The organism is Roseibium sp. MB-4 (assembly GCF_053005265.1).
The window spans coordinates 1097002-1118924 of the sequence record NZ_JBRKQB010000001.1; the positions used below are offsets into that span (position 1 = coordinate 1097002).

Annotated in this window: 22 protein-coding genes; 11 read left to right on the plus strand and 11 right to left on the minus strand. The window is 56.8% G+C overall.

Features of this window, described 5'->3' with window-relative positions; genetic code table 11:
* Window positions 1-286: 286 nt before the first annotated feature.
* Window positions 287-991 (plus strand): HAD family hydrolase, encoded by a 705-nt coding sequence (locus ACVDG4_RS05135; protein ID WP_447234249.1) that lies wholly within the window; start codon window positions 287-289, stop codon window positions 989-991.
* A 262-nt stretch (window positions 992-1253) separates the two neighbouring features.
* Here ACVDG4_RS05135 and ACVDG4_RS05140 read toward each other — a convergent pair whose 3' ends face one another.
* The 4 genes from ACVDG4_RS05140 to ACVDG4_RS05155 form a co-directional block, all read right to left on the minus strand.
* Window positions 1254-1649, minus strand: a complete 396-nt coding sequence (locus tag ACVDG4_RS05140; protein WP_447234250.1) for a rhodanese-like domain-containing protein — start codon at window positions 1647-1649, stop codon at window positions 1254-1256.
* A gap of 9 nt (window positions 1650-1658) precedes the next feature.
* The gene (locus ACVDG4_RS05145; protein ID WP_447234251.1) at window positions 1659-2369 is read right to left on the minus strand and encodes a class I SAM-dependent methyltransferase; all 711 of its coding nucleotides are present in this window, start codon (window positions 2367-2369) and stop codon (window positions 1659-1661) included.
* On the minus strand, window positions 2366-2818 hold the full coding sequence (locus tag ACVDG4_RS05150) for a DNA polymerase III subunit chi (protein ID WP_447234252.1): 453 nt from the start codon (window positions 2816-2818) through the stop codon (window positions 2366-2368). Before ACVDG4_RS05150 ends, ACVDG4_RS05145 begins: the two co-directional genes overlap by 4 nt.
* Before the next feature lie 457 nt (window positions 2819-3275).
* Entirely contained in the window at window positions 3276-4775 is a 1500-nt protein-coding gene (locus ACVDG4_RS05155; protein ID WP_447235085.1) for a leucyl aminopeptidase, read from the minus strand.
* A gap of 236 nt (window positions 4776-5011) precedes the next feature.
* Here ACVDG4_RS05155 and lptF point away from each other — a divergent pair, with 236 nt between their 5' ends.
* From lptF to rsmA, 6 genes are all read left to right on the plus strand, one after another.
* Window positions 5012-6199, plus strand: coding sequence for an LPS export ABC transporter permease LptF (gene lptF / locus ACVDG4_RS05160; protein WP_447234253.1), 1188 nt, complete (start codon window positions 5012-5014; stop codon window positions 6197-6199).
* Entirely contained in the window at window positions 6196-7290 is a 1095-nt protein-coding gene (lptG, locus tag ACVDG4_RS05165; RefSeq protein WP_133950320.1) for an LPS export ABC transporter permease LptG, read from the plus strand. The genes lptF and lptG overlap by 4 nt, the downstream gene beginning before the upstream one ends.
* Before the next feature lie 5 nt (window positions 7291-7295).
* Complete coding sequence (locus tag ACVDG4_RS05170) at window positions 7296-9668, plus strand: LPS-assembly protein LptD (RefSeq protein WP_447234254.1); 2373 nt, start codon at window positions 7296-7298, stop codon at window positions 9666-9668.
* A 154-nt stretch (window positions 9669-9822) separates the two neighbouring features.
* Entirely contained in the window at window positions 9823-10743 is a 921-nt protein-coding gene (locus ACVDG4_RS05175; RefSeq protein ID WP_447234255.1) for a SurA N-terminal domain-containing protein, read from the plus strand.
* A 5-nt stretch (window positions 10744-10748) separates the two neighbouring features.
* Window positions 10749-11783 (plus strand): 4-hydroxythreonine-4-phosphate dehydrogenase PdxA, encoded by a 1035-nt coding sequence (gene pdxA, locus ACVDG4_RS05180; protein WP_447235086.1) that lies wholly within the window; start codon window positions 10749-10751, stop codon window positions 11781-11783.
* 15 nt (window positions 11784-11798) lie between these two features.
* On the plus strand, window positions 11799-12650 hold the full coding sequence (rsmA, locus tag ACVDG4_RS05185) for a 16S rRNA (adenine(1518)-N(6)/adenine(1519)-N(6))-dimethyltransferase RsmA (protein WP_447234256.1): 852 nt from the start codon (window positions 11799-11801) through the stop codon (window positions 12648-12650).
* A gap of 40 nt (window positions 12651-12690) precedes the next feature.
* Here the strand turns inward: rsmA and gmk are convergent, their stop codons facing one another.
* From gmk to fabD, 7 genes are all read right to left on the minus strand, one after another.
* Window positions 12691-13386 carry a guanylate kinase gene (gene gmk, locus ACVDG4_RS05190; RefSeq protein ID WP_447234257.1) on the minus strand — a complete coding sequence of 232 codons (696 nt, stop codon included), beginning with the start codon at window positions 13384-13386 and terminating at the stop codon, window positions 12691-12693.
* Between the two features lie 7 nt (window positions 13387-13393).
* Window positions 13394-14287, minus strand: a complete 894-nt coding sequence (locus tag ACVDG4_RS05195) for a YicC/YloC family endoribonuclease (protein ID WP_447234258.1) — start codon at window positions 14285-14287, stop codon at window positions 13394-13396.
* A 69-nt stretch (window positions 14288-14356) separates the two neighbouring features.
* Window positions 14357-15460, minus strand: coding sequence for an endolytic transglycosylase MltG (gene mltG, locus ACVDG4_RS05200; protein ID WP_447234259.1), 1104 nt, complete (start codon window positions 15458-15460; stop codon window positions 14357-14359).
* Window positions 15461-15572: 112 nt separating this feature from the next.
* A complete protein-coding gene (gene fabF, locus ACVDG4_RS05205; RefSeq protein WP_447234260.1) occupies window positions 15573-16838 on the minus strand; it encodes a beta-ketoacyl-ACP synthase II in 1266 nt (421 codons plus the stop codon).
* An 89-nt stretch (window positions 16839-16927) separates the two neighbouring features.
* On the minus strand, window positions 16928-17161 hold the full coding sequence (locus ACVDG4_RS05210) for an acyl carrier protein (RefSeq protein WP_008194310.1): 234 nt from the start codon (window positions 17159-17161) through the stop codon (window positions 16928-16930).
* A gap of 248 nt (window positions 17162-17409) precedes the next feature.
* Window positions 17410-18147 (minus strand): 3-oxoacyl-[acyl-carrier-protein] reductase, encoded by a 738-nt coding sequence (gene fabG / locus ACVDG4_RS05215; RefSeq protein ID WP_447234261.1) that lies wholly within the window; start codon window positions 18145-18147, stop codon window positions 17410-17412.
* A gap of 79 nt (window positions 18148-18226) precedes the next feature.
* Window positions 18227-19171 carry an ACP S-malonyltransferase gene (fabD, locus tag ACVDG4_RS05220; RefSeq protein ID WP_447234262.1) on the minus strand — a complete coding sequence of 315 codons (945 nt, stop codon included), beginning with the start codon at window positions 19169-19171 and terminating at the stop codon, window positions 18227-18229.
* Between the two features lie 224 nt (window positions 19172-19395).
* Here fabD and ACVDG4_RS05225 point away from each other — a divergent pair, with 224 nt between their 5' ends.
* The 4 genes from ACVDG4_RS05225 to rplI all read left to right on the plus strand — a co-directional run bounded on the left by ACVDG4_RS05225 (window position 19396) and on the right by rplI (window position 21795).
* The gene (locus ACVDG4_RS05225; RefSeq protein WP_447234263.1) at window positions 19396-20130 is read left to right on the plus strand and encodes an MOSC domain-containing protein; all 735 of its coding nucleotides are present in this window, start codon (window positions 19396-19398) and stop codon (window positions 20128-20130) included.
* A gap of 245 nt (window positions 20131-20375) precedes the next feature.
* Window positions 20376-20825: a 30S ribosomal protein S6 gene (gene rpsF, locus ACVDG4_RS05230; protein WP_133950344.1), complete on the plus strand. Its 450-nt coding sequence runs from the start codon at window positions 20376-20378 to the stop codon at window positions 20823-20825.
* Window positions 20826-20831: 6 nt separating this feature from the next.
* Window positions 20832-21080 carry a 30S ribosomal protein S18 gene (gene rpsR / locus ACVDG4_RS05235; RefSeq protein WP_133950346.1) on the plus strand — a complete coding sequence of 83 codons (249 nt, stop codon included), beginning with the start codon at window positions 20832-20834 and terminating at the stop codon, window positions 21078-21080.
* A 130-nt stretch (window positions 21081-21210) separates the two neighbouring features.
* Window positions 21211-21795 (plus strand): 50S ribosomal protein L9, encoded by a 585-nt coding sequence (rplI, locus tag ACVDG4_RS05240; protein ID WP_447234264.1) that lies wholly within the window; start codon window positions 21211-21213, stop codon window positions 21793-21795.
* The last annotated feature ends 128 nt before the right edge of the window (window positions 21796-21923 follow it).

A 21923-nucleotide genomic window follows, 5' to 3' on the forward strand; every position in this document is an offset into this window, starting at 1 on the left:
CCCTCAGCCTGAAACGTGACCACTCACAGCGGTTTATGCAATTATGAATATAAGTTTTTGCTAATCCGCCTACGTATAATTGCATTCAATCATATTAGGCTCCGGATCACGTCAGGCGTGACTAATCACCCTCCCTTGAACCTAAGCCTCATGCCTAACAAATCCTTGCCGCAAAGCCTCTAATCCTCCTCACCCGGCACACGTCATTTTGACGGCGCTGCCTTAGGATCATCGCGCAATGGGATCGGCTGCTGCCAGGCAGCTTTTGGGATGAGACGAGACAACCGTGCGCGAAAAAATCACCACGCTGGGGTTTGATGCAGATGACACGCTCTGGCACAACGAGCACCTCTTCCGGCTGACGGAAGACCGGTTTGCCGAGTTGCTCGCCGATTACACCGATCCACAAGGCCTGAAAGACAGGCTTTTGGCGGCGGAAAAGCGCAACATCCTGCACTATGGCTACGGCATCAAGAGCTTTACCCTGTCGATGATCGAGACCGCGATAGAGGTCACCGACCGCAGGGTGCCGGCCAGCGTGGTGGCGCAGATCCTGGACGCCGGACGGGAGATCTTGAGCGAACCGGCAACGCCCCTGCCCTATGTGCTGGAAACGCTGAAGGCGGTCAAAGGCCGTTACAGGTTGATCATGATCACCAAGGGCGATCTGTTCGATCAGGAGCGCAAGGCCACCGGGTCGGGGCTCGACCGCTATTTCGACGCTCTGGAGATCGTCTCGGAAAAGACGCCGGAGACTTACGAGACGCTGTTCCAGCGCCACGGCACAGGGGCGCAAGAGGCCATGATGATCGGCAACTCGCTGAAATCCGATGTGCTGCCGGCGCTCGCCGCGGGCTCTTATGGAACGCATGTGCCTTTTGGCCAGACACGGGCGCTCGAAGTAGCCGACGTTCCGGAAGCCTCTGACCGTTTTTACCAGATTGACCACATCGGCAAGGTGCCGGAACTGCTGGAGAAAATCGCTGCTTGACAGGCTGCGGCTTTTGAAAAAGCCGTACCCTATTGTCTACGGTCATCCACGACTTATGCGGGGATCCATTGGCACCCGTGTCCGCCGGAGCGAGCACAATCCGAGTGGGTATTCTTCATCCGGATAAAAATTCGGTATGCGCAGAACTGTATAGTGGATCCCCGCGCAAGGCGGGGATGACCTCAGAAAGTTTTTGCCATCAGGTGCTTAACTTCACTCGCCGAGTGACCGAGCCTCAGGCGCGGAAGACGGCCGCCCGCCCTCAATCGTCTTTTTCGACCGGACCGCCCTGTTTGACCCAGTCGGCAAAGCCATCGGTGATGTGGGCAGCTTCAAACCCCATGGCTTTCAGGGTCGCAACTGTCAGCGCAGAACGCCAGCCGGCGGCGCAGTGGAAAACGAACTTCTTGTCCTCGCCGAAAATCTCCTTGAAATAAGGACTTTCCGGATCGACCCAGAATTCGGTCATGCCGCGCGGACAGTGAAAACTGCTCGGGATATAGCCAGAGTGCTTGCGCTCCCGGATGTCCCTGAGATCGACGAACTGCACGCGCGGGTCTTCGACAAGTGCAATGGCGTCCTTTGCGTCGATTTCCTCGATTTGTGCCCGCGCCTGGGCGACAAGCTCGGCGGATGAGATTTTCAAGTTTTTCGGCATGCCGCCTCCCTAAATTTTTCGTTCGAACACTGCACGGACATGCGGAATGATCCGGCCCGGACGCTCAATTTCATAAAACTCTTCCCGGACCATCGTCAGATCGAACGTTTCAAAACGCCGCCATTCGGATGGTTTCATCGGCCACGGCGGCCCCTTGGCATCGCCGTCCTCCTCCTGGCAGCGGTTGATCAGAAGGAGCCGTCCCCCCGGGGCAACCAGATCGGCCATGACCTCAACCGCGTTGGTGCGCAAATCGCCATCGAGCGCCTGAATGGTATAGCACTCCTGAACCAGATCAAACGCGCCGTGCCACTCGTCCGGCAACTGAAAGAGGTCTGCGGCACGGTAGGAAACAGAACTGTCCGGAAACCGCTTTTGCGCCCACACAATAGCGTCTTTTGACAGATCGAACGCTTCCGTTTTGTAGCCCGCCGCTGCAAGAGCTTCGGCATTGTCGCCAAGGCCGCACCCAATATCGAGGGCGCGTTCGCCATTCCCCGGATTTTCAGCCAGCCATTCGACAATCGCCTGCTTGGGCGCCAAATCCGCCCAGGGAACGGCGGCCGGATCGCCGCCAGCTTCGCGGTAGACCGTATGGAACCAGGCCAGCCGGTCATCGGCCGCGCCGCCCTTGGCGCCGGTCAGTTCGTCAATCCGGTCCCGCGCCGCATCCCGGCGGGCCATGAATGCACTGTCGGAGTGAACCGTCTTGTCGCTCATGCCTTGCGCTCCCAGCCGCCCGCTTCCGTTTGCTGCCAATAGGCGATCTGAAACCCGGAGGATTTGGCTTCCTTCCAGCGCATGCGCGCCTCTTCGACCGCTCCCTGATCATTGCCGTCAAACATGTAGATCGCCCGTTTGTAGGGGTCGAGCGCCGGCGGTGCGGCCCGGTCCACGAGAAACCGCACATCCGCCTCGTTCGGATTGTCCTGCTCGAAGGTCAGATAGATCGGCTGATGTTCCGCATATCCATCGGCCTTGGTGCCATGCGGCAGGAAGCTGTCGTCCTGATAGGTCCACAAATGGGCATCGAGCGCATTGCACCGTTCCTGTGATCCGGTTTGCACAATCACTTTCCAGTCGCGGTCCAGACACTTTTGAAGAAGTTCCGGCAGGGCCAACTCCAGCGGCTTGTGCAAGAGATGATAAAAGACAACTTCAACGCTCATAAGGTTTCAACAACACCTCTTTGAAGACCCAAATCAGTCACCATGCACAGCACTATCATGCGCTGGCGGTCATAAGTGATGCAGCTCAGCCACAGGAGGGACGGCAAATTGCATCCACACAAATCCGACCGTGGACACCTTAGCCGAGTCGTTGCATTAACCTTCCGAAAATAACCGTTCGTTAGGCTTACCGCCGGGGACGATCTTTCAAGATCTGGCGTTATGGCTGGGGTGCGGTTTCCCGACCCGGCCGAGATGGGGATTGTGTATGCTTGCACGAGTAGTTGTGTTTTGCGGATTGGTGGCCTGTGTAGCTGGAGCCACTGTCGGCATGGGTTTCCTGGTCGAACCTGCGACCGCATGTCAGGCCTATAAGACCTGCTGATTTTCCGGACTTCTCAGTCCATGAAAAACCCGCCAATTCGGCGGGTTTTTCTTTGTTTTCAGCTCTGTTCAATCAGCTCTCGTAGTGGTCGGCCACCAGCTGGTTTAGCAGGCGCACGCCGTAGCCGGACGCCCAGCTCTGGCACGTGTCATCCTTAGGCGCTCCAAATGCTGTGCCGGCAATGTCCAGATGCGCCCATGGCACATCGTTGGAAAAGCGCTGCAGGAACTGCGCAGCGGTGATAGATCCGGCCCACCGCCCTCCGGTGTTTTTCACGTCAGCATTCGGTGTGTCGATGAGCTTGTCGTAATCCTTCGACAACGGCAGACGCCAAAGCGGCTCGCCACTGGCCTTGGCCGCATCCAACAGCTTGTCGGCAAGCTCATCATTGTTTGAGAAAAGTCCCGCATTCAAATTGCCGAGTGCAACCAGGACCGCACCGGTCAGTGTTGCAAGGTCGATCATGATTGCCGGTTTGTATTTTTCCTGCGTGTACCACATGGCATCCGCCAGAACGAGGCGCCCCTCGGCGTCCGTATTCAGGATTTCGATGGTCGTTCCAGACATGGCAGTCACAATGTCGCCGGGCCGTTGTGCGTTGCCGTCCGGCATGTTTTCGACAAGACCGATGACACCCACCACATTTGCCTTGGCCTTGCGGGCAGCAATTGCATGCATGGCCCCAATTACGGCCGCGGCACCACCCATGTCGCCCTTCATATCTTCCATACCGCCAGCCGGTTTGATGGAGATCCCGCCGGTATCGAAAACCACGCCCTTGCCCACCAAGGCGACGGGCGCTGCACCTTTCTTGCCGCCGTTCCAGCGCATGACGGCAAGGCGCGGCGGACGGACCGAGCCTTGAGCAACCCCTAAGAGCCCGGCCATCTTGAGCTTTTTCATCTCTTTTTCGCCGAGGATTTCGACCTCAACACCAAGCGCTTCCAATTCCGAGGCCTTGGCGGCGAATTCGACCGGGCCAAGATTGTTTGCCGGTTCGTTGACCAGATCGCGGGCCAAGATCACCCCATCGGCAATGCCTTCGGCCGTTGTCCAGGCTTTTCGCGCGGCTTTGGGATCTGCAACTTGAAGGGTCAATTTGAGCGTTTTCTTGGCCTTGTCGTCGTCCTTTTTGGACTTGTACTTATCGAATTCGTAAGCGCGCAGTTTGGCACCCATTGCAAATTCAGCTGCAAGCTCCGCATCCAGCTCCTCGCCTTCCGGGGCTTCAAGAACGACTGTCGCCGCCTCTGCCTTGGCAGACTTAAGGGCCGCAAACACTGCACCGCCGAACGCGCGCCAATCATCGCGGGTGAGCCCGTCCATCGCACCGGTTCCAAAGACAATCAGCCGATCGAGAGAAAGACCACCAGGTGCGACAAGGTCGAGGCTGGTCTTTTTCTTTCCGGAGAACCCTCCGATCTCCGCGACATTCGCAAGTCCACCCGTCAAATCACCGACGAGTCCTGCAGTGGCAGCTCCAGTTGCCAATGCCTCGCCTGCCAAAGCGACCACAATCCCCTTTGACGGAGCGTCGATTTTCGAAAAGGAGATCTTGTTCAGCTTGGTCATCATTTGTCCTTGCAGGTCGGTCAAAGTCATCAGGGTGTAAAACAGGACAGCGTTGTGTCCTGGCCGGGAGATATCCCTAGATTGCTAAATCATGGCGTTTTAAAGCGTTTTCGGCAAGATCAGTTGCAAATTAATGTATATTAACCATCTTCTTTCATGGGCCATTCACCACATCCCGTGTTATTGGACATAAAGTCAAATTTTATGAGATTTGTACGGAGTATCCGGCAGCTGCCATGAACACGCTGGAACGCTATATTATTCGGCGCACCGCCTATGCGTTCACGCTCACACTCGCCGCCATGACGGGGGTTGTTTGGGCAACGCAGGCGCTCCGGCAGCTGGACCTCGTGACGTCCAAAGGGCAGACAATCGTCCAGTTCATCGGCATCACCATGTTGGCCTTGCCGTTTCTGATCGTCACAGTCGCGCCCTTTGCGCTCATGCTCGCGCTCATCCTGGTACTGAACGCGCTCTCCGGTGACAGCGAGCTGATCGTGATTGATGCAAGCGGTGGATCCAGATTTCTGGTGCTCAAGCCCGTGCTTGTGTTTGCCACAATCATCATGCTGCTGGTCTCGGCCTTTTCGCTCTATGTGGCGCCCGCCGGCCTTGCCCAGCTTCGCACGGAAATCACGCGTGTGCGGGCAGATCTCGTTGCCAACATCGTCAAACCGGGGCGTTTCATCAACGTGGAGGAAGGGTTGACCTTCCACATCCGAAACCGGTCTGGCAAAGGCACACTCGATGGTCTTTTGATGCATGACACGCGGGACCCAGACACGGCCTTTACCTATCAGGCTGATACCGGAAATATAATTGAGGCAGCCGGCCGGACATTGCTGGTGATGCAGAACGGCACGATCCAGCGGCGGCCGAAACAGGTCGGCGATATGTCGATCGTCCGATTTCAGTCCTATGCTTTCGATCTGTCCAACCTGATCCCGGAAGCGAGCGAACCGGTCTTCAAGCCGAGCGAGAGAAGCACTGCAAACCTCCTTGGCCCGCCCGGAAATGATTATTTTGCTGTGACACACCCGGATCGGCTTCGGGCAGAAATTCATGAGCGGTTCAGTTTGCCGCTCTATTGCTTGTCCTTCGCCCTGATTGTTTTTGCTTTTCTCGGTGTTGCACGGACGACCCGGCAGGGGCGCGGCATGGCGATTGTGGGCGCGATCACCTGCTGCGTTCTTTTGCGCACTACCGGCTTCGGGATCACGGCAATCTCCAATGATACCGCTGTGCTTTATGCGATGCGGTATGTGGTTCCCGTTTTGGGCGGTAGCATCGCCCTTGTTTCGATCCTCCGCGGGCACCAGGGCAAACAGTCTCAAGCCCTCCAACGGTTCCAGCTCATGATCGGAGACTGGGTTGAAGCAATCACCGCAAAATTGACCAAGAACCGTGCCGGGAGCGCTTCATGATCCTGGGGCGAACGCTTTCTGTCTACTTCTCCGGCCGCTTTATAAAAGCGATCCTTGGCCTTTTCCTGTTCGCCGCGGTGCTGCTCTTCCTGTTCGATGTGCTGGAACTTGTCCGGCGCGGCAGCGACAGAGAGGGCTTCACAGTGATGCGGGTCGCCTACATATCGCTCCTGCGGGTCCCTCTCCTTCTGGAGCAGGTCATCCCATTTACGGTTCTGTTTGGCGCAATCGCAGCCTTCGTCACACTCAGCCGCGCCTTGGAACTGGTCGTAACCCGGGCGGCTGGCATTTCGGTTTGGCAGTTTTCAACTCCCGCCGTTTTGGTTGGTCTTTTCCTCGGGGTGTTCTCAATCACGGTCTACAATCCCGCTGCGGTCTACCTTCAGCAAAAATCAGAGGAAGCTGCTGCCGGATTGTTCGGGGCCGATCAGACCTTCTTGTTGCAGAGCTCCGGAGAGGTCTGGGTCCGTCAAGACGGCCTCGATGGAGAGTCTGTGCTGCGCGCTTCTCAGCTTCTGGACAACGGGACACGTCTTTTGAGGGTCACGGTTTTCACCTTTGACGAAGACGGCACGTTCCGTGAGCGGATCGAAGCAGAACAGGCACGGCTTGGAAACGAGACCTGGTATCTCGACAATGCCATCGTCTACACCACTGAAAACGATCCACAGTCTTACAGCGTCTATCAAATCAGTACGTTCCTGACAGCGACAGAGGTTCGAGAGAGCATCGGGTCGCCCGAATCGATATCATTCTGGAACCTGCCCCGGTTTATCGAACTGGCGAGAAACGCGGGTTTGCCAGCCTATCGTTACAATCTACAATATCAATCGCTGCTCGCGCGGCCATTGTTGTTGATTGCAATGATCCTGATCGCAGCGGCGGTTTCCCTAAAAGTTTCGCGATTTGGTGGATTGGGACGGATGATTCTGGGTGGAATCCTGTCCGGGTTCGTGCTTTACGTTCTTACGGAACTGGCCAAGGACTTCGGAGGGGCGGGAATCGTGCCTCCGTTGGTTGCTGCGTGGGCGCCAGGAATATTTGGGGTACTTATGGGTTTGACAATTCTCTTGCATCAGGAAGACGGGTAAGGCGCATGACGTTTCCGTTTTTTCTGAACACAGAGACTTGGGCCGGACGTGCATGCCTTTTGGCAGCCGTCAGCGCTCTTGCCGTGTCAGCTGGAATATTGACGGCCCCGCATTCTGCATCCGCACAGAACCTTGATTTTTTCAACAGCGAAGCCCCCTCCGTTGACGAAGATCTTCTCCTTGAGGCCAACAACCTCACTTACGATTTCGACCGTGACATCATCACCGCGCGCGGCGATGTGCAGGTCTACTACGACGGCAACACGGTTCAGGCAGCTCAGATCGTTTTTAACCGTGGCACGCAGCAGCTAACGGCTACAGGCAACGTCATCTTCCTCGATACCGAAGGCAACATTCTTCGGACCGAAGAGTTGCAAATGTCGGAAGATTTTGCGCAGGCCTTCGCCCGCTCGCTTCAAATCGACATGCCGAACAGAACGCGGCTGATTGCCGAGCAGGCAACCCGTGAAGACGGCAACGTTACAGTCGTGGAAAATGGTGTGTACACCGTCTACACGAATCCGACGCGCCCGGCTGGCAAAGCACCGCTCTGGCGCATCCGTTCCAAAACGATTGTCCATGACAAACAGGAAAAGGTGATCCGGTTCGAGCAGCCGTCGCTCGAATTCTACGGACAGCCGGTCCTTTATGCACCGTTCCTGTCGATGCCTGACCCAACCGTCAAGCGTCATTCCGGCTTTCTAATCCCGAACTGGGTGATTGCGGACAAGCTCGGGTTCGGGGCGAATATTCCATACTATTGGGCCTTGAGCCCGCATCGCGATCTAACGACAACATTTACTCCGCTCACGCGGCAAGGGCTGTTCGTCGACGTTGATTTCCGTCAGAAGTTCCGGCGGGGCGACTTTTCGCTGTCAGCTGGTGGCATCTATCAGCTTGATCCTGACCAGTTCAAAACCCAGCGCGCCGACAGCGATATGCGCGGTGCTTTCCGCACGACGGGCACATTCAATGTAACCGGTGCCTGGAACCTCGGCTGGGATGTCACCTACAAGAGCGACCGGGCCTTCTTCGAAGACTATTCCTTCACAAGCTGGGGCGGGAACGAAACCTCGAGGATCTACTTCGAGGGCCTGACTGAGCGCAACGCTCTCAGTTTCAACACCTACGGCTTCCAGATCGCTCAAGCAGATTATACGTCGAGCAACTTCAACGCGGATGGTTTCTCGCCCGTTGGAAGCAACTTGCAGAGCAAACAACCCCTGGTGCTGCCGGTCGTCGACTACGATTTCGTGTTTGCAGACCCTGTGTTGGATGGCGAGCTTTCACTCGCTGCGAACTTCACATCGTTGACCCGCGAAGAAACCGACGCGTTCTCCATTGATGGTGGGACCAATGCCCGCTTCCGCGGAGTGGACGGCACGTTCTCGCGTCTGTCGGTCGACGGCACCTGGCGCCGGACCTTTGTCGACCCACTTGGTCAAACATTTACGCCGTTCGCGTATATGAAGGGCGATCTGTTCTTCCTGGCCTCCCCGGATGCGGATGTTACAGCTCTCGCAGGTGAGAGTTTTGTGGGCCGTGCCATGCCGGCGATCGGTCTGGAATACAGCTATCCGATCATCGCAAGCTTCAACGGCGGCAACCAGATTTTCGAGCCGATCGCTCAGATCATCGCCCGCCCGAACGAACAGCGCATCGGCGAACTGCCGAACGAGGACGCACAGAGCATCGTCTTCGACACGACCACCTTGTTTGATACGGACAAGTTTTCGGGTTTCGACCGCGCTGAAGGCGGCACCCGCCTCAATGTGGGCTTGAACTACAAGCTTCAACTGAACAGCGGCCACTATCTAACCGGCCTTTTCGGCCGGTCCTATCATCTCGCTGGCGAGAACTCCTACAAGGTCCCGGATATTCTTGGCGCGACACAAGATTCCGGACTTGAGTCCGATCTGTCCGACTATGTCGGCAGCTTGTACCTGGATACCAAATACGGTGTGAAACTCGGCACGCAGGCACGGTTCGATAAGGACGACTTCTCGATCAACCGTTTGCAAGCTCAAGCCAGTGCTATCTACGGACCGGTGGTCTCATCGGTCGCCTACGCCTTCCTTGATGCCCAGCCGAATGTTGGCATTGACGATACGCGCGAAGAATTGCTCGGCTCAGCCAGCCTGCGGCTGCAGGAGAATTGGCGTGTGTTCGGCTCCATGCGCTACGATCTTCAGAACAGCAACATTGTTCAGGACGGCGTCGGCGTCGGCTATGACGACGAGGGCTTCTCGCTTTCATTGTCTTATTCAGAAGACCGCAGCCGCAACGATGGCGACACGACCGATCGCCTCTTGTTTTTCCGGGTTGGCTTGAGAACACTCGGAAATACTCAGATTCAAAGCAACGCGATTAACAACTAGTGATTTTGCTTTAAGAACGGCTATTATTTCACTGGCATGCCACCAGAATGCCCCAAATAAACCAGATGCTGTGAAACATCGGGTTTCTCTTTTATTCTGACGTGCACTTTGTTATCCAGTGTCGTCAAACATGGCCAAAACTCACGGAAGTTCCATGCGCAATCGCTTCGTCATCTTGTCCGCACTCGTGGCTCTACTCTTGGCAGCGCCAATCGCACCGTCTGCCAATGCGTCAATCAAGGTGATCGTCAACGATGTGCCGATAACCGACTATGACATCACCCAGCGCGCCCGGCTCATTACGCTCACTCAGCGGAAAAGTGCCTCGGTTGCCCGGCGTGAAGCCGTTCAGGAACTGATCGACGACCAAGTCAAGGTCGGTGAGGCCACCCGCATGGGCATGAGCGTCAGCGACAGTGAAGTCGACAACGCCTATGCAAACATCGCCCGGAACGTGAAACTTACCCCTGCGAGACTGACACAGGCGCTCGGACAGGGCGGTGTCAGAGCAGAGACCCTGAAGAAACGCCTGCGAGCGCAGCTCATCTGGGGCAAGCTGGTCCGGGCCCGGTTCAGCGGCGGTGTCGATGTGGACGAGTCCGATATCATCGCGGCTCTTCGCAAAACCGATGAAGAAGACCGGGCCACGTCCATTGAATATGACCTTCAGCGCGTGATCGTCGTTGTTCCGAAAAACTCCTCCAACGGTTTCAAATCCCAGCGCCGCCGGGAAATCGCTCAGATCCGCAAAGCTGTCTCCAGCTGCGAGGACATGGGCTCCGTCCTTGGTCAATATAAGGAAGTTGTTGTCCAGCCAATCGGACGGCGGCTTGAAACCGAAATTCCGCCGAACATCATTGATCAGGTGAAAAAGTTGGGGCCCGGCAAGCTAACCAACCCAAACCCGACCCCGGTCGGCTTTGAAATGATTGCCATTTGCGGGAAACGTGAGATCCAGTCCGACATTGCCATGCGCACCAAGCTGGAAAACGAACTGCGAGCCAAGGAAGGCGAAAGCCAAGCCCGTCGTTTGTTGATGGATGCCAAGCGCCGGTCAACGATCATATATCGTTGACCAATATGCCGCTCTCCAAGATGCGAAGTTCAGGAAAACCTGTCGCCATCACGCTCGGCGAACCAGCGGGAATTGGCCCGGACTTGACACTGCAGGCTTGGTTCAATCGGAAAAAGCTCGGGCTTCCTCCCTTCTACATACGGGGTGACGTCGAACTCTTAAGTCAACGGGCTGAAAAACTCGAACTTCCGGTCCACTTCGAAAGCTGCTCACCAGACCAGGCTTCGGATCGGTTTTCTCATGCCCTGCCCGTGGTTCAAACGGGACCCAGCCTAACCGACACGCCAGGCGAAGAGGATCCGGCGGCTGCCGCTTCCGTCATCAACTCGATTGAAGCGTGTGTGCAAGACGTTTTTGACGGTGTTGCGATTGGTGTCGTTACCAATCCGATCAACAAGGCAGCGCTTTATAAGGCTGGTTTCAAACATCCCGGCCATACTGAGTTTCTGGGTGCATTGGCCGAAGGGTTTTGGCCCGGCCAGCCGTCCAAACCTGTCATGATGATTGCAGGACCGGATCTGATGGTAGTACCGGTCACCATTCATATTCCGCTTTCCAATGTCCCTCAGCGTTTGACAGAAGACTTAATCGTCGAGACAGCAGAAATCGTTTCAAACGATATGACAAGCCGGTTCGGCTTTAAAAATCCGCGCCTCGCTTTGTGCGGCCTCAATCCGCATGCGGGCGAGAATGGTGCCTTGGGCACTGAAGATCAGCATGTCATCTTGCCGGCTGTTGAACGATTAAAGGCAATGGGAATTGCAGCCTCAGGCCCGCACCCGGCAGACACGATGTTTCACCCGGAAGCCCGTCTGAAATATGACTGTGCACTCGGCATGTATCACGACCAGGTTCTGGTGCCTGCTAAAACCATCGGCTTCGATGACAGTGTCAATGTCACGTTGGGCCTTCCTTTCATCCGCACGTCTCCTGACCACGGCACAGCCTATACGCTGGCCGGCACCGGGATGGCGCGGATCGAGAGCTTTTGTGCAGCTATTCGCATGGCGCATGCGCTGGCGCATCCTGAAACGCTTTAGGACACCAACTGCGGCATGGCCCAAATAGACGACCTTCCACCGCTTCGCGACGTCATCGCGGCTCATGGACTGAATGCAAAAAAGTCACTCGGACAGAACTTCCTATTAGACCTCAATCTGACGTCCCGGATCGCCCGATCGGCTGGGAGCCTGGAAGATCACACGATCCTGGAAATTGGCCCAGGCCCGGGCGGCTTGACCCGGGCGCTGCTGGCTGCGGGAGCCAAGAAAGTTGTCGCGATCGAAAAAGACAGCCGATGCCTTCCGGCACTGGCCGAGATCGCGGATCATTACCCGGGACGCCTTGAAGTCATCGAGGGTGATGCTCTTGAGATAGATCCGGTTGCTGTCACCGGCGGTGAGAAAGTACGGATTGCGGCCAACCTTCCCTATAATGTTGGCACTCAATTGCTGATCAACTGGATCACAACGCCCGACTGGCCGCCCTTCTGGTCATCGCTGACCTTGATGTTTCAAAAGGAAGTCGGGGAACGGATCGCCGCAGCACCTGGCTCAAAAGCCTATGGCCGGCTCGGGGTCCTTGCCGGTTGGCGCTGCAAGGGCGGTATCTTGTTCGACATCAGCCCGAAAGCGTTTACCCCGCCGCCGAAAGTCACATCCGCGGTCGTGCATCTCACCCCCAATCCGGCCCCACTGCCCTGCGATCTTTCCAGCCTGGAGAAATTGACTGCAGCTGCATTTGGGCAGCGCCGCAAGATGCTGCGCGCCAGTCTCAAGTCTCTGTCTGCAGATGCAGAACGTTTGATTGAACAAGCTGGGATTAAACCAACTGCCCGCGCCGAAGAAATTGACATTGCCGGTTTTGTCAAACTGGCGAATACGTTTCACGCGGTAGGCGCACTCTAAGGTACCTTGCGCTTCTGAGCGCGCTGGAACTGCGGTCGGGTTAGCCTTTGGGGTCCAATTCGACTTCTAGGTCGTCAACCATGCCTTGAATCAAGGAACCGATTTTTGGCGACCTTGCCTGCTTGAGGCGTTCTGCTTTCAGGATGGCCCGGACATTTTCGTAGGCCCGTTCCAGATCGTCGTTCACGACGACATAGTCGTACTTCGACCAATGCCGCATTTCGCCAACGGCGGTTTTCATACGCTTTGCAATGACATCATCCGCGTCTTCCGCGCGGCGGTAGAGACGGGATTTCATTTCGGCGATGGAGGGCGGCAGAATGAAGATCGAGACGACGTCGTCACGCATCTTTTCATAAAGCTGAAACGTGCCCTGGATATCGATATCGAACAGAATGTCCCGGCCGTTTTCAATGGCGTTTTCAACGGGCCCGCGCGGCGTCGCATAATAATTGCCGTGCACTTCCGCCCATTCCAGCAACTCGTCATGGGCCCGCATTTGTTCAAAACGGTTTGGATCGAGGAAGTGGTAATGCACCCCGTCCACTTCGCTCGACCGGCGTGGCCGGGTCGTCACAGAAATGGAAAGTTCGAGGTTGTTTTCCTTTTCCAGCAACAGCCGGGCAATGGTCGACTTCCCGGCGCCAGAGGGCGAGGATAATACAAGCATCAGCCCGCGGCGCTGCTGCTCGGCTTCATCCGCACTCACACGCGTTCCAACTGCCGTGTCCGTCATGACCGTTTCACTCCAGGTTTTGTATCTGCTCGCGCATTTGATCTATGACGGCCTTCAAGTCCAGCCCGATTGCCGTTAGGTCCACATCATTGGACTTTGAACAGAGTGTATTGGCTTCCCGGTTAAATTCTTGTGCAAGAAAATCAAGACGGCGGCCAATAGCGCCGCCGGTGTCGAGCAGCTCCCTCACCGCGTTCACGTGGGCATGCAGGCGGTCGAGCTCTTCCCGGATATCGGCTTTTGTCGCCAGGAACACAGCTTCTTGATGCAAGCGTTGCGGATCGAGCTTTGTTTCCGATGCATCAAGGAGCTCCTCGACCATTTTCTTCAGCCGCGCCTTGATGGCCTCCGGCTGGCGTGCCGGCAGGTCTTCTGCAGCCTGTGTCAGACTCGCAATCGTATCGATCTGCTGGTGAACGACCCTGCCGATCGCCGCGCCTTCAGAATGGCGCATGTCGACAAGATCAATCAGCGCCGCGTCAAGTGAGGTCAAAAGAGCGCTGTGCAAAGCTTGCTGCGCCGCCTCATCGTCTTCCTGCTCCTTGAGCTCGAAAACACCCTTTTGCGCCAAAATGCCATCGAGAGTGGGAGGGGCGACGTTTGGAATTCTGGTTTCAAGCAAATTGATCGCGGACAAGACAGACTCCAGGGCGGCTTCGTTCACCTGAAGCTGATTTTCGGCCTGATCCCGCTGCATGGACAAGCCAATGGAGATGTTGCCCCGGCGCAGAACCTTGCTGCACCGCTCCCGGATCTTTGGCTCAAGGGCTTCCAATCCTGTCGGGATGCGAATTCGGAGGTCGAGAGATTTTCCGTTTACGGACCTCAGTTCCCATGTCCAGCGAACGACGCCGGATCCACCGGGCGCGCGCGCGAACCCTGTCATGCTGGCAAGTGCCATATGCCCCTCCGGATCTCTGCCGGTTTTGACCGCTAAATCTACGGTGCCCCAAAAGGTGTCAGCGTGCGGTCAGTTTTGTTCTGCCTGACGGCGCTGCCGCTCTATCTCACGCCATTTGCGTACGTTGGCGCGGTGCTGATCATATGTTTCTGCAAAAATGTGTCCGCCCGTCCCGTCGGCGACAAAGAACAAATCCTTTGTCCGGGACGGATTGGCAACGGCCTCCATGGCAGCCCGGCCCGGATTGCCGATCGGCCCCGGCGGCAAGCCGTCAATTTGGTATGTGTTGTAATTGTTTTCAGCGTCGATTTCTGACTGCTTGATCGCAGACCTATCCTTGAGCCACGCTTCCCCGCCATAAAGGCCGTACAATATCGTCGGATCCGACTGCAGGCGCATGTTTTGGTTCAAGCGATTGACAAAGACCCCGGCGACCCGGGGCCTCTCGTCGGCGAGCGCAGTTTCCTTTTCAACGATGGACGCCAGGATCACCAGTTCTTCCGGTGTATCCACTGGCAGATCTTCTACTCGTCGCTCCCAGATTTCTGCCAGGAGTTTGTCCTGTGCAGCCTGCATCTGGTTCAGAACTGACTGCCGGGTTGCTCCCCGCGCAAAGGTATATGTTTCAGGCAAAAGTGCGCCTTCGGCAGGCACGTCCGTGATCTCTCCAACGAGAATCGGATGTTCGCGAACCCGCTCGATGATTTGAGCGGTAGTCCAACCTTCCGGGATCGTGACGGAGTGCGTTACGGCTTTGCCTTCGACCAGATCCGTCATGACGTCTTTCATGGAGACGCCGGGAGCGAATGCGTATTCACCGGCTTTCAGCTTGGTCGCACTCTTGTAAAACCGCGTGCCAAGCTGGAAGACCCACTCATCAAGCATGGTGTCGTCGATCACGCCTTTTGCTGCGAGGCGGTCGGTGATCCCGGTCAGACCGGAACCTGACGGAATGATGATGGTCGTCTCTTCGGCGAGCGGTCCGGTCTGTTCGAACTTGTGCTTGCCGAAATACAGCGCGCCCCCGACTGCGGCCAGTCCGAAGACTGCCAGCGATATGACCATATTGATCAGGATAACGATTGGGTTGCGCACATGACGGGAGCGTTGCGGAGGCGCTGGAGCCGGCTCTGGTTGCAATGCTTCGCGCGGACTTTTCGGCTTAATGCCCATGGCCTATCGCACCTCCTGACAAGATCTCACGGGCCTGTCAAACTGCAGTCACGTGTAAAACAATCGGGCCGAACGAACGAATCGGCTTTCGGCCCGATGAACTGTGATTGCGTTATGCGGCAACTTTACGGAAAACAAGCGACGCATTGGTTCCACCGAAGCCGAAAGAGTTCGACAAGGCAACATCAATGTTCATTTGTTTCGCCTTGTGCGCCACAAGGTCGATTTCGGTTTCAACCGATGGATTGTCAAGGTTGATCGTCGGCGGAGCCATTCCGTCGCGAATTGCCAAGACTGAGAAAATCGCCTCAACTGCACCCGCAGCCCCCAACAGGTGACCGATGGAAGACTTGGTGGAAGACATGGTCAGGTTGGATGCGTGTTCACCGGCAAGCCGGGTTACGGCGCCCAGTTCGATCTCATCCCCAAGCGGCGTGGAGGTGCCGTGTGCGTTGACATAATCCACATCGGCCGCCGTGATGCCAGCGCGGTTGAGCGCGGCTTCCATGCAGCGGTAGGCGCCATCGCCATCTTCGGACGGTGCCGTGATGTGATAGGCATCGCCGGACATGCCGTAACCGATGACTTCGGCATAAATTTTCGCACCGCGTTTTACCGCGTGCTCGTATTCTTCGAGGATCACGATGCCCGCGCCCTCACCCATGACGAATCCGTCGCGGTCCTTGTCATAGGGACGCGAGCCTTTTTCAGGCGCGTCGTTAAATCCGGAGGAAAGTGCCCGGCAAGCAGCAAAGCCGGCCAGGGCCAAACGTCCAACCGGAGATTCCGTCCCGCCGGCAACCATGACGTCGGCATCACCAAATGCGATGAGACGCGACGCATCACCAATTGCGTGCGCGCCGGTAGAGCAAGCCGTGACAACCGCATGGTTCGGACCTTTGAGCCCATGACGGATAGAAACGTATCCACCAGCCAGGTTGATCAGGCGGCCAGGGATAAAGAACGGGCTGATCCTGCGCGGACCCTTCTCAACGAGCATGTGGGCACCCTTTTCGATGCCCTGCAAACCGCCGATACCGGAACCTATGAGAACACCGGAGCGGACCTGTTGTTCGTAAGTTTCAGCCTTGAAACCGGAATCAGCAATCGCCTGATCGGCTGCGGCCATCGCGTAGACGATGAAGTCATCGACCTTGCGCTGTTCCTTGACGTCCATCCAGTCGTCAGGATTGAACGCGCCTTCCTCGGCCGGATCGCGCGGGATTTGGCAAGCAATCTGGCAAGCCAGATCGTCCACTTTGAAGTTCGTGACCTTATTGGCCCCGCTTTTTCCTGCCAGGATATTCTTCCAAGTGACATCGGCAGAACCGCCCAGCGGCGTTACCATGCCCAACCCTGTTACGACTACTCGCCTCATACACCCGCACTTACGTTAGAAGGGCCTGGCGGGATACAACACCCCGCCGGCCCGATCTTCGAATAAGGTTCAAGTTAAGGGGGATGCCCTTACTTGTTTGCTTCCAGGAACTTAACAGCGTCGCCAACGGTCAGGATGGTTTCAGCTGCAGTGTCCGGGATTTCAACGCCGAATTCTTCTTCAAAAGCCATGACCAGCTCAACGGTGTCGAGGCTGTCTGCGCCCAGATCGTCGATGAAGCTTGCGCCTTCAACAACCTTCTCTGCGTCTACGCCGAGGTGCTCGACAACGATTTTCTTAACTCGATCCGCGATATCGCTCATCTTTTACTTCCTTGGTTTTCGTCTGTTCATCACTCGCGGCACGGCGCCGGACCGGTTGACTTGAAACGCGGCGGACCGAACTCGCTGAACTCAAGTGTGTCTTTGCACACCCCGGCCTGAGACCGGGCCAAGATGTGCAATTTGTAACAATCGGCGGGTAGGTAACACACTTTGTTGACCATTACCAGCCGGTCAGAGCCGCTTCTTTGCAGCCGGGATTATTTTTGCCTGCTCGGCAAATCATCCTTTTAAATCATTGCCATACCGCCGTTGACATGCAGCGTTTGCCCTGTGACATACGCAGCCTCGTCGCTGGCAAGATAGGTTGCGGCCGACGCAATCTCGGCAGCGGTGCCCAAACGGCCTGCCGGCACGCTGGTCAAAATCGAATCTTTCTGCTTGTCATTGAGCGCATCGGTCATCGCGGTTTCAATGAAACCCGGTGCGATACAGTTGACGGTGATGTTGCGGCTAGCCACTTCACGCGCCAAAGACTTGTACATCCCGATCATGCCGGATTTGGCCGCTGCGTAGTTGACCTGGCCCGGATTGCCGGTCACGCCAACAACAGACGTGATGCCGATGATCCGGCCATTGCGGCGCTTCATCATGCCCTTGATCGCGGCGCGGCACAAAAGGAAGCCGGACGTCAGGTTGACTTCCAGCACCTGATCCCACTCTTCGTCCTTCATGCGCATGAAGATGTTGTCGCGGGTGATCCCGGCATTGTTTACCAGGATGTCCACCGAGCCCATCTTTTCTTCAGCCGCCGGCAACAAACCCATGACAGCTTCACGGTCCGACAGGTTTGCTGGCGTCACGAAAGCGCGTTCTCCGAGATCGGCCGCCAAAGCTTCCAGCTTTTCGGCGCGGGTTCCGGACAGGGAGACAGTTGCTCCTTGTGCATGAAGCGCCCGGGCAATCGATTCCCCGATCCCACCTGTCGCACCGGTGATCAGCGCATTCTTGCCTTCCAAGCTGAACATATAACGTCCTTCCTTGCGTTTCGCGCCGTATGGCACAGGCCCTGGCCGGGCCGGGTTCTTAGTTGTTGCTTTTTGGATCTTAGCTGGACAGCTTTTCGATGACCGCGTCAATGTCGTCCGGCGAATTGACGGCCATGCCGTCGGCTTCCTTGGCAATCCGCTTGACCATGCCGGTTAGGACCTTGCCGGTTCCAACCTCAACAAATGTGTCGACGCCTTCTCCTGCGAGCCAGGAAATGCTTTCCCGCCAGCGCACGGTACCGGTTACCTGCTCGACCAAACGATCGCGGATATCTACCGGGTCGGTGATCGGCGCTGCGAGAACATTGGCAACGAGCGGCACGACTGGCGCCTTGATATCGGCGTTGTTCAGCGCTTCGGCCATGGCCTCTGCAGCTGGGCCCATCAGCGAACAATGGAACGGTGCACTTACCGGCAGAAGCACAGCTCGGCGCGCGCCGCGTGCCTTGGCGATCTCAACGGCGCGCTCAACGGCGGCCACATGACCGGACACAACCACCTGGCCGGGCGCATTGTCGTTGGCAGCCTGACAAACTTCACCCTGCGCTGCATCCTTGGCAACTTCGGCAGCAGCCTCGAAATCCAGACCCAGAAGCGCCGCCATCGCGCCCTGCCCGACCGGAACTGCATTTTGCATGGCGTCACCGCGCACGCGCAGGAGTTTCGCAGCTGTCGCAACATCCAGGCTGCCAGCTGCCGCAAGAGCGGAGTATTCACCCAGCGAATGACCCGCGACGAAAGAAACGGACGCTTTCAAATCCAGGCCCTTGGCTTCCAGAACCCGCATGGTGGCGAGACTGACAGCCATCAGAGCCGGCTGAGCGTTGGCGGTCAGCGTCAGATCGCTTTCCGGACCGTTCCACATGATGTCGGAAAGTTTTTGGTCCAACGCATTGTCCACCTCGTCGAAGACAGCCTTGGCTTCTGGAAAAGTGTCGGCAAGAAGCTTGCCCATGCCAACAGCCTGGCTGCCCTGGCCCGGGAATGTGAATGCGGTGGTCATCTGGATAAGTCTCCGAATTGGCCTCAGCCAGCGGTGTTTTTTGTTTTTGCCGCGAGCTGTTGCTACAAGGAAGAGCGTTTTTGAGCGGGCATTTTTAGAATGAGCCCACGTGCCTTGGCGGCAGGCTATGAAACGGACGGGGGTAAAGTGTCAAGAGCGATGAGGGAAGTTTTGAGGGAATTGGACGTTCTTCAAAGGCAAAAGCGCACGTGGCGGCTGCAGGCATGAATATCCAGTCCATCTGGCGATATCCCGTCAAATCCCTTTTGGGAGAACCCTTAAATAAAGCGCTCATAGAAGACCGCGGCTTGTCAGGCGACAGGGCGTATGCCGTGGCGGACGCGAGCGGCAAACTTGGCAGCGGCAAATCCACCAGCCACTTCCAACGCATCGACAACTTGCTGTTTCTCCGGGCAGAAACACAAAACAATGAAGTTCACATAGGACTGCCCGGGGAGACCTTGGAACCCATCAGCTCCAAAGATTTGCCGAACCGCCTCTCAGACTATCTCGAACAGCCGGTGACGCTCGTTGAAGACCAAGACGTGGCGCATTTTGACGACGGCGCTGTCCACATAATCCTGTCCTCCGATCTAAATCGGCTCCAAGCGCGGTTTCCGCATCTGGATTTCGACCCGCGCAGGTTCCGCGCAAACCTTTTGCTGAACACGCTGGACCACATGAGCGCCGAAGATTTGTTGGGGCGCGTCCTCACCATTGGCGATGTCCGGCTCAAAATCACCCACCCGACAGAACGCTGTGTCATGGTCACAGCGAAACAGGACGGGCTGTCTTCAGAACCGCTGATCCTGAAAGCACTCTCCCAAGGCTACGACGTCAATTTCGGCCTCTATGCTTCGGTTTTGAAACCGGGGCGAATTGAGGTTGGGCAAGACGTTGAGATATCTGCCGAGATCGGTGGGCGCGATAGGTCTGGGCGGCAAGAATTTGGTTTCTGACGCTGCAACGCCTTGAAGCGGAGGATTTCCGGGTCCGGCCCTTGCATTTCTCCCAAATCGGAGTATACACCGCGCTTCATCCGGGTTTGGCCGGGGGCTGAACGGAAGGGCGTTTGCCAGGATATCGTAGAGAATATCCGACTTCCCGTGTTCCCACTCCCGTAAGATTTCTCGTAGCCTTTCCGGGCTTACGAGGAGGCTTTGCGCCAAACCTGAGTTGTCAACCGAAGGAAAGGCAAGTTTCCATGCCTCATTACGAGCACGTGTTCCTGGCCCGCCAGGACGTTTCGGCCCAACAGGTCGAAGCCCTCGTCGAACAGTACAAAGGCCTCATCGAAGGCGCTGGTGGCACTGTCGGCAAGGTGGAAAACTGGGGTCTGCGCACCATCGCATACCGCATCAAGAAAAACCGCAAGGCACACTACACCCTGATGAACATCACAGCACCGCATGCAGCGGTTGCCGAGATGGAGCGTCAGATGGGCCTCAGCGAAGACGTTCTGCGCTTCATGACCTTCAAGGTCGACGAGCTGGACGAAGAGCCGTCTGCAATGATGCAGAAGCGTGACCGCGACGATCGCGGCGGCCGTGGTGGCCGTTTTGGCGACCGTGGTGGTGATCGTGGCGGCCGTGGTGGTGACCGCGGCGGTGATCGTGGTGGCGACCGCGCTCCGCGCCGGGCTGAAGGGGAGTAAGAGATTATGGTAGACATTTCACAGACCCCAAGCCGCCGTCCGTTCTTCCGCCGCCGGAAGACCTGCCCGTTCTCTGGCGCCAACGCGCCGAAGATCGACTACAAGGACATCCGTCTGCTGCAGCGCTACATTTCTGAGCGCGGCAAGATCGTTCCAAGCCGCATCACCGCGGTCTCCGCGAAGAAGCAGCGTGAACTGGCCCGTGCGATCAAGCGCGCCCGCCTGCTCGGCCTGCTGCCGTTCGTCATCAGCTAAGCACCTCCTCAACGTCAGGAGATGCCTTCTGCCGGGTCCGCCCGGCAGAACCCGAATTGGGACCGCGGGCAAACGGTCTCTAACCGTCATCACACATGAAAGACGATGACGGGACAGTAGGAGAAAATCCATGCAAGTTATCCTTCTTGAGCGTATCGCCAAGCTCGGCCAGATGGGCGACACCGTTAAGGTGCGCGACGGCTACGCACGCAACTTCCTTCTGCCGCAAGGCAAGGCTCTGCGCGCCAACAAGGCCAACCTGGAGCGTTTCGAAAATGAGCGCGCCCAGCTTGAAGCCCGGAACCTTGAGCGCAAGTCCGAAGCTGAAGCTGTTGCCGCCAAAATGGACGGTGAAGCTCTCGTCATGATCCGCTCCGCCGGTGAAACTGGCCAGCTCTACGGTTCAGTATCCACACGTGACATTGCCGAAGGTCTGACGACTGCAGGCTTCTCGGTCACCCGTGGCCAGGTCGAACTTCGCAGCCCGATCAAAACCATCGGCATGCACGCCGTTCTCGTTCAGCTGCACCCGGAAGTCGAAGTTGGCATTTCCGTCAACGTCGCACGCTCTGAAGACGAAGCCGTTCGTCAGGCAGCCGGTGAAGATCTGACCGCGCCGGAACAGGACGTCTTCGAATTTGAAGAAGACGAAGAAGAGGGTGAAGGCGAAGAAACTGACGCAACTGAAGAAGCAGTTGCTGAAGAAGAAGCTTGAGTGCTTCGATCCAGCCTTTTGAAAAACTTCTCGGAAACGGCGCTCATTCGGGCGCCGTTTTCTTTTGCCAGCTTGCTTTTTGAAAGCCGCCTCGCGTGCCAGCTTCACATATCCAGCCAACGCATTGA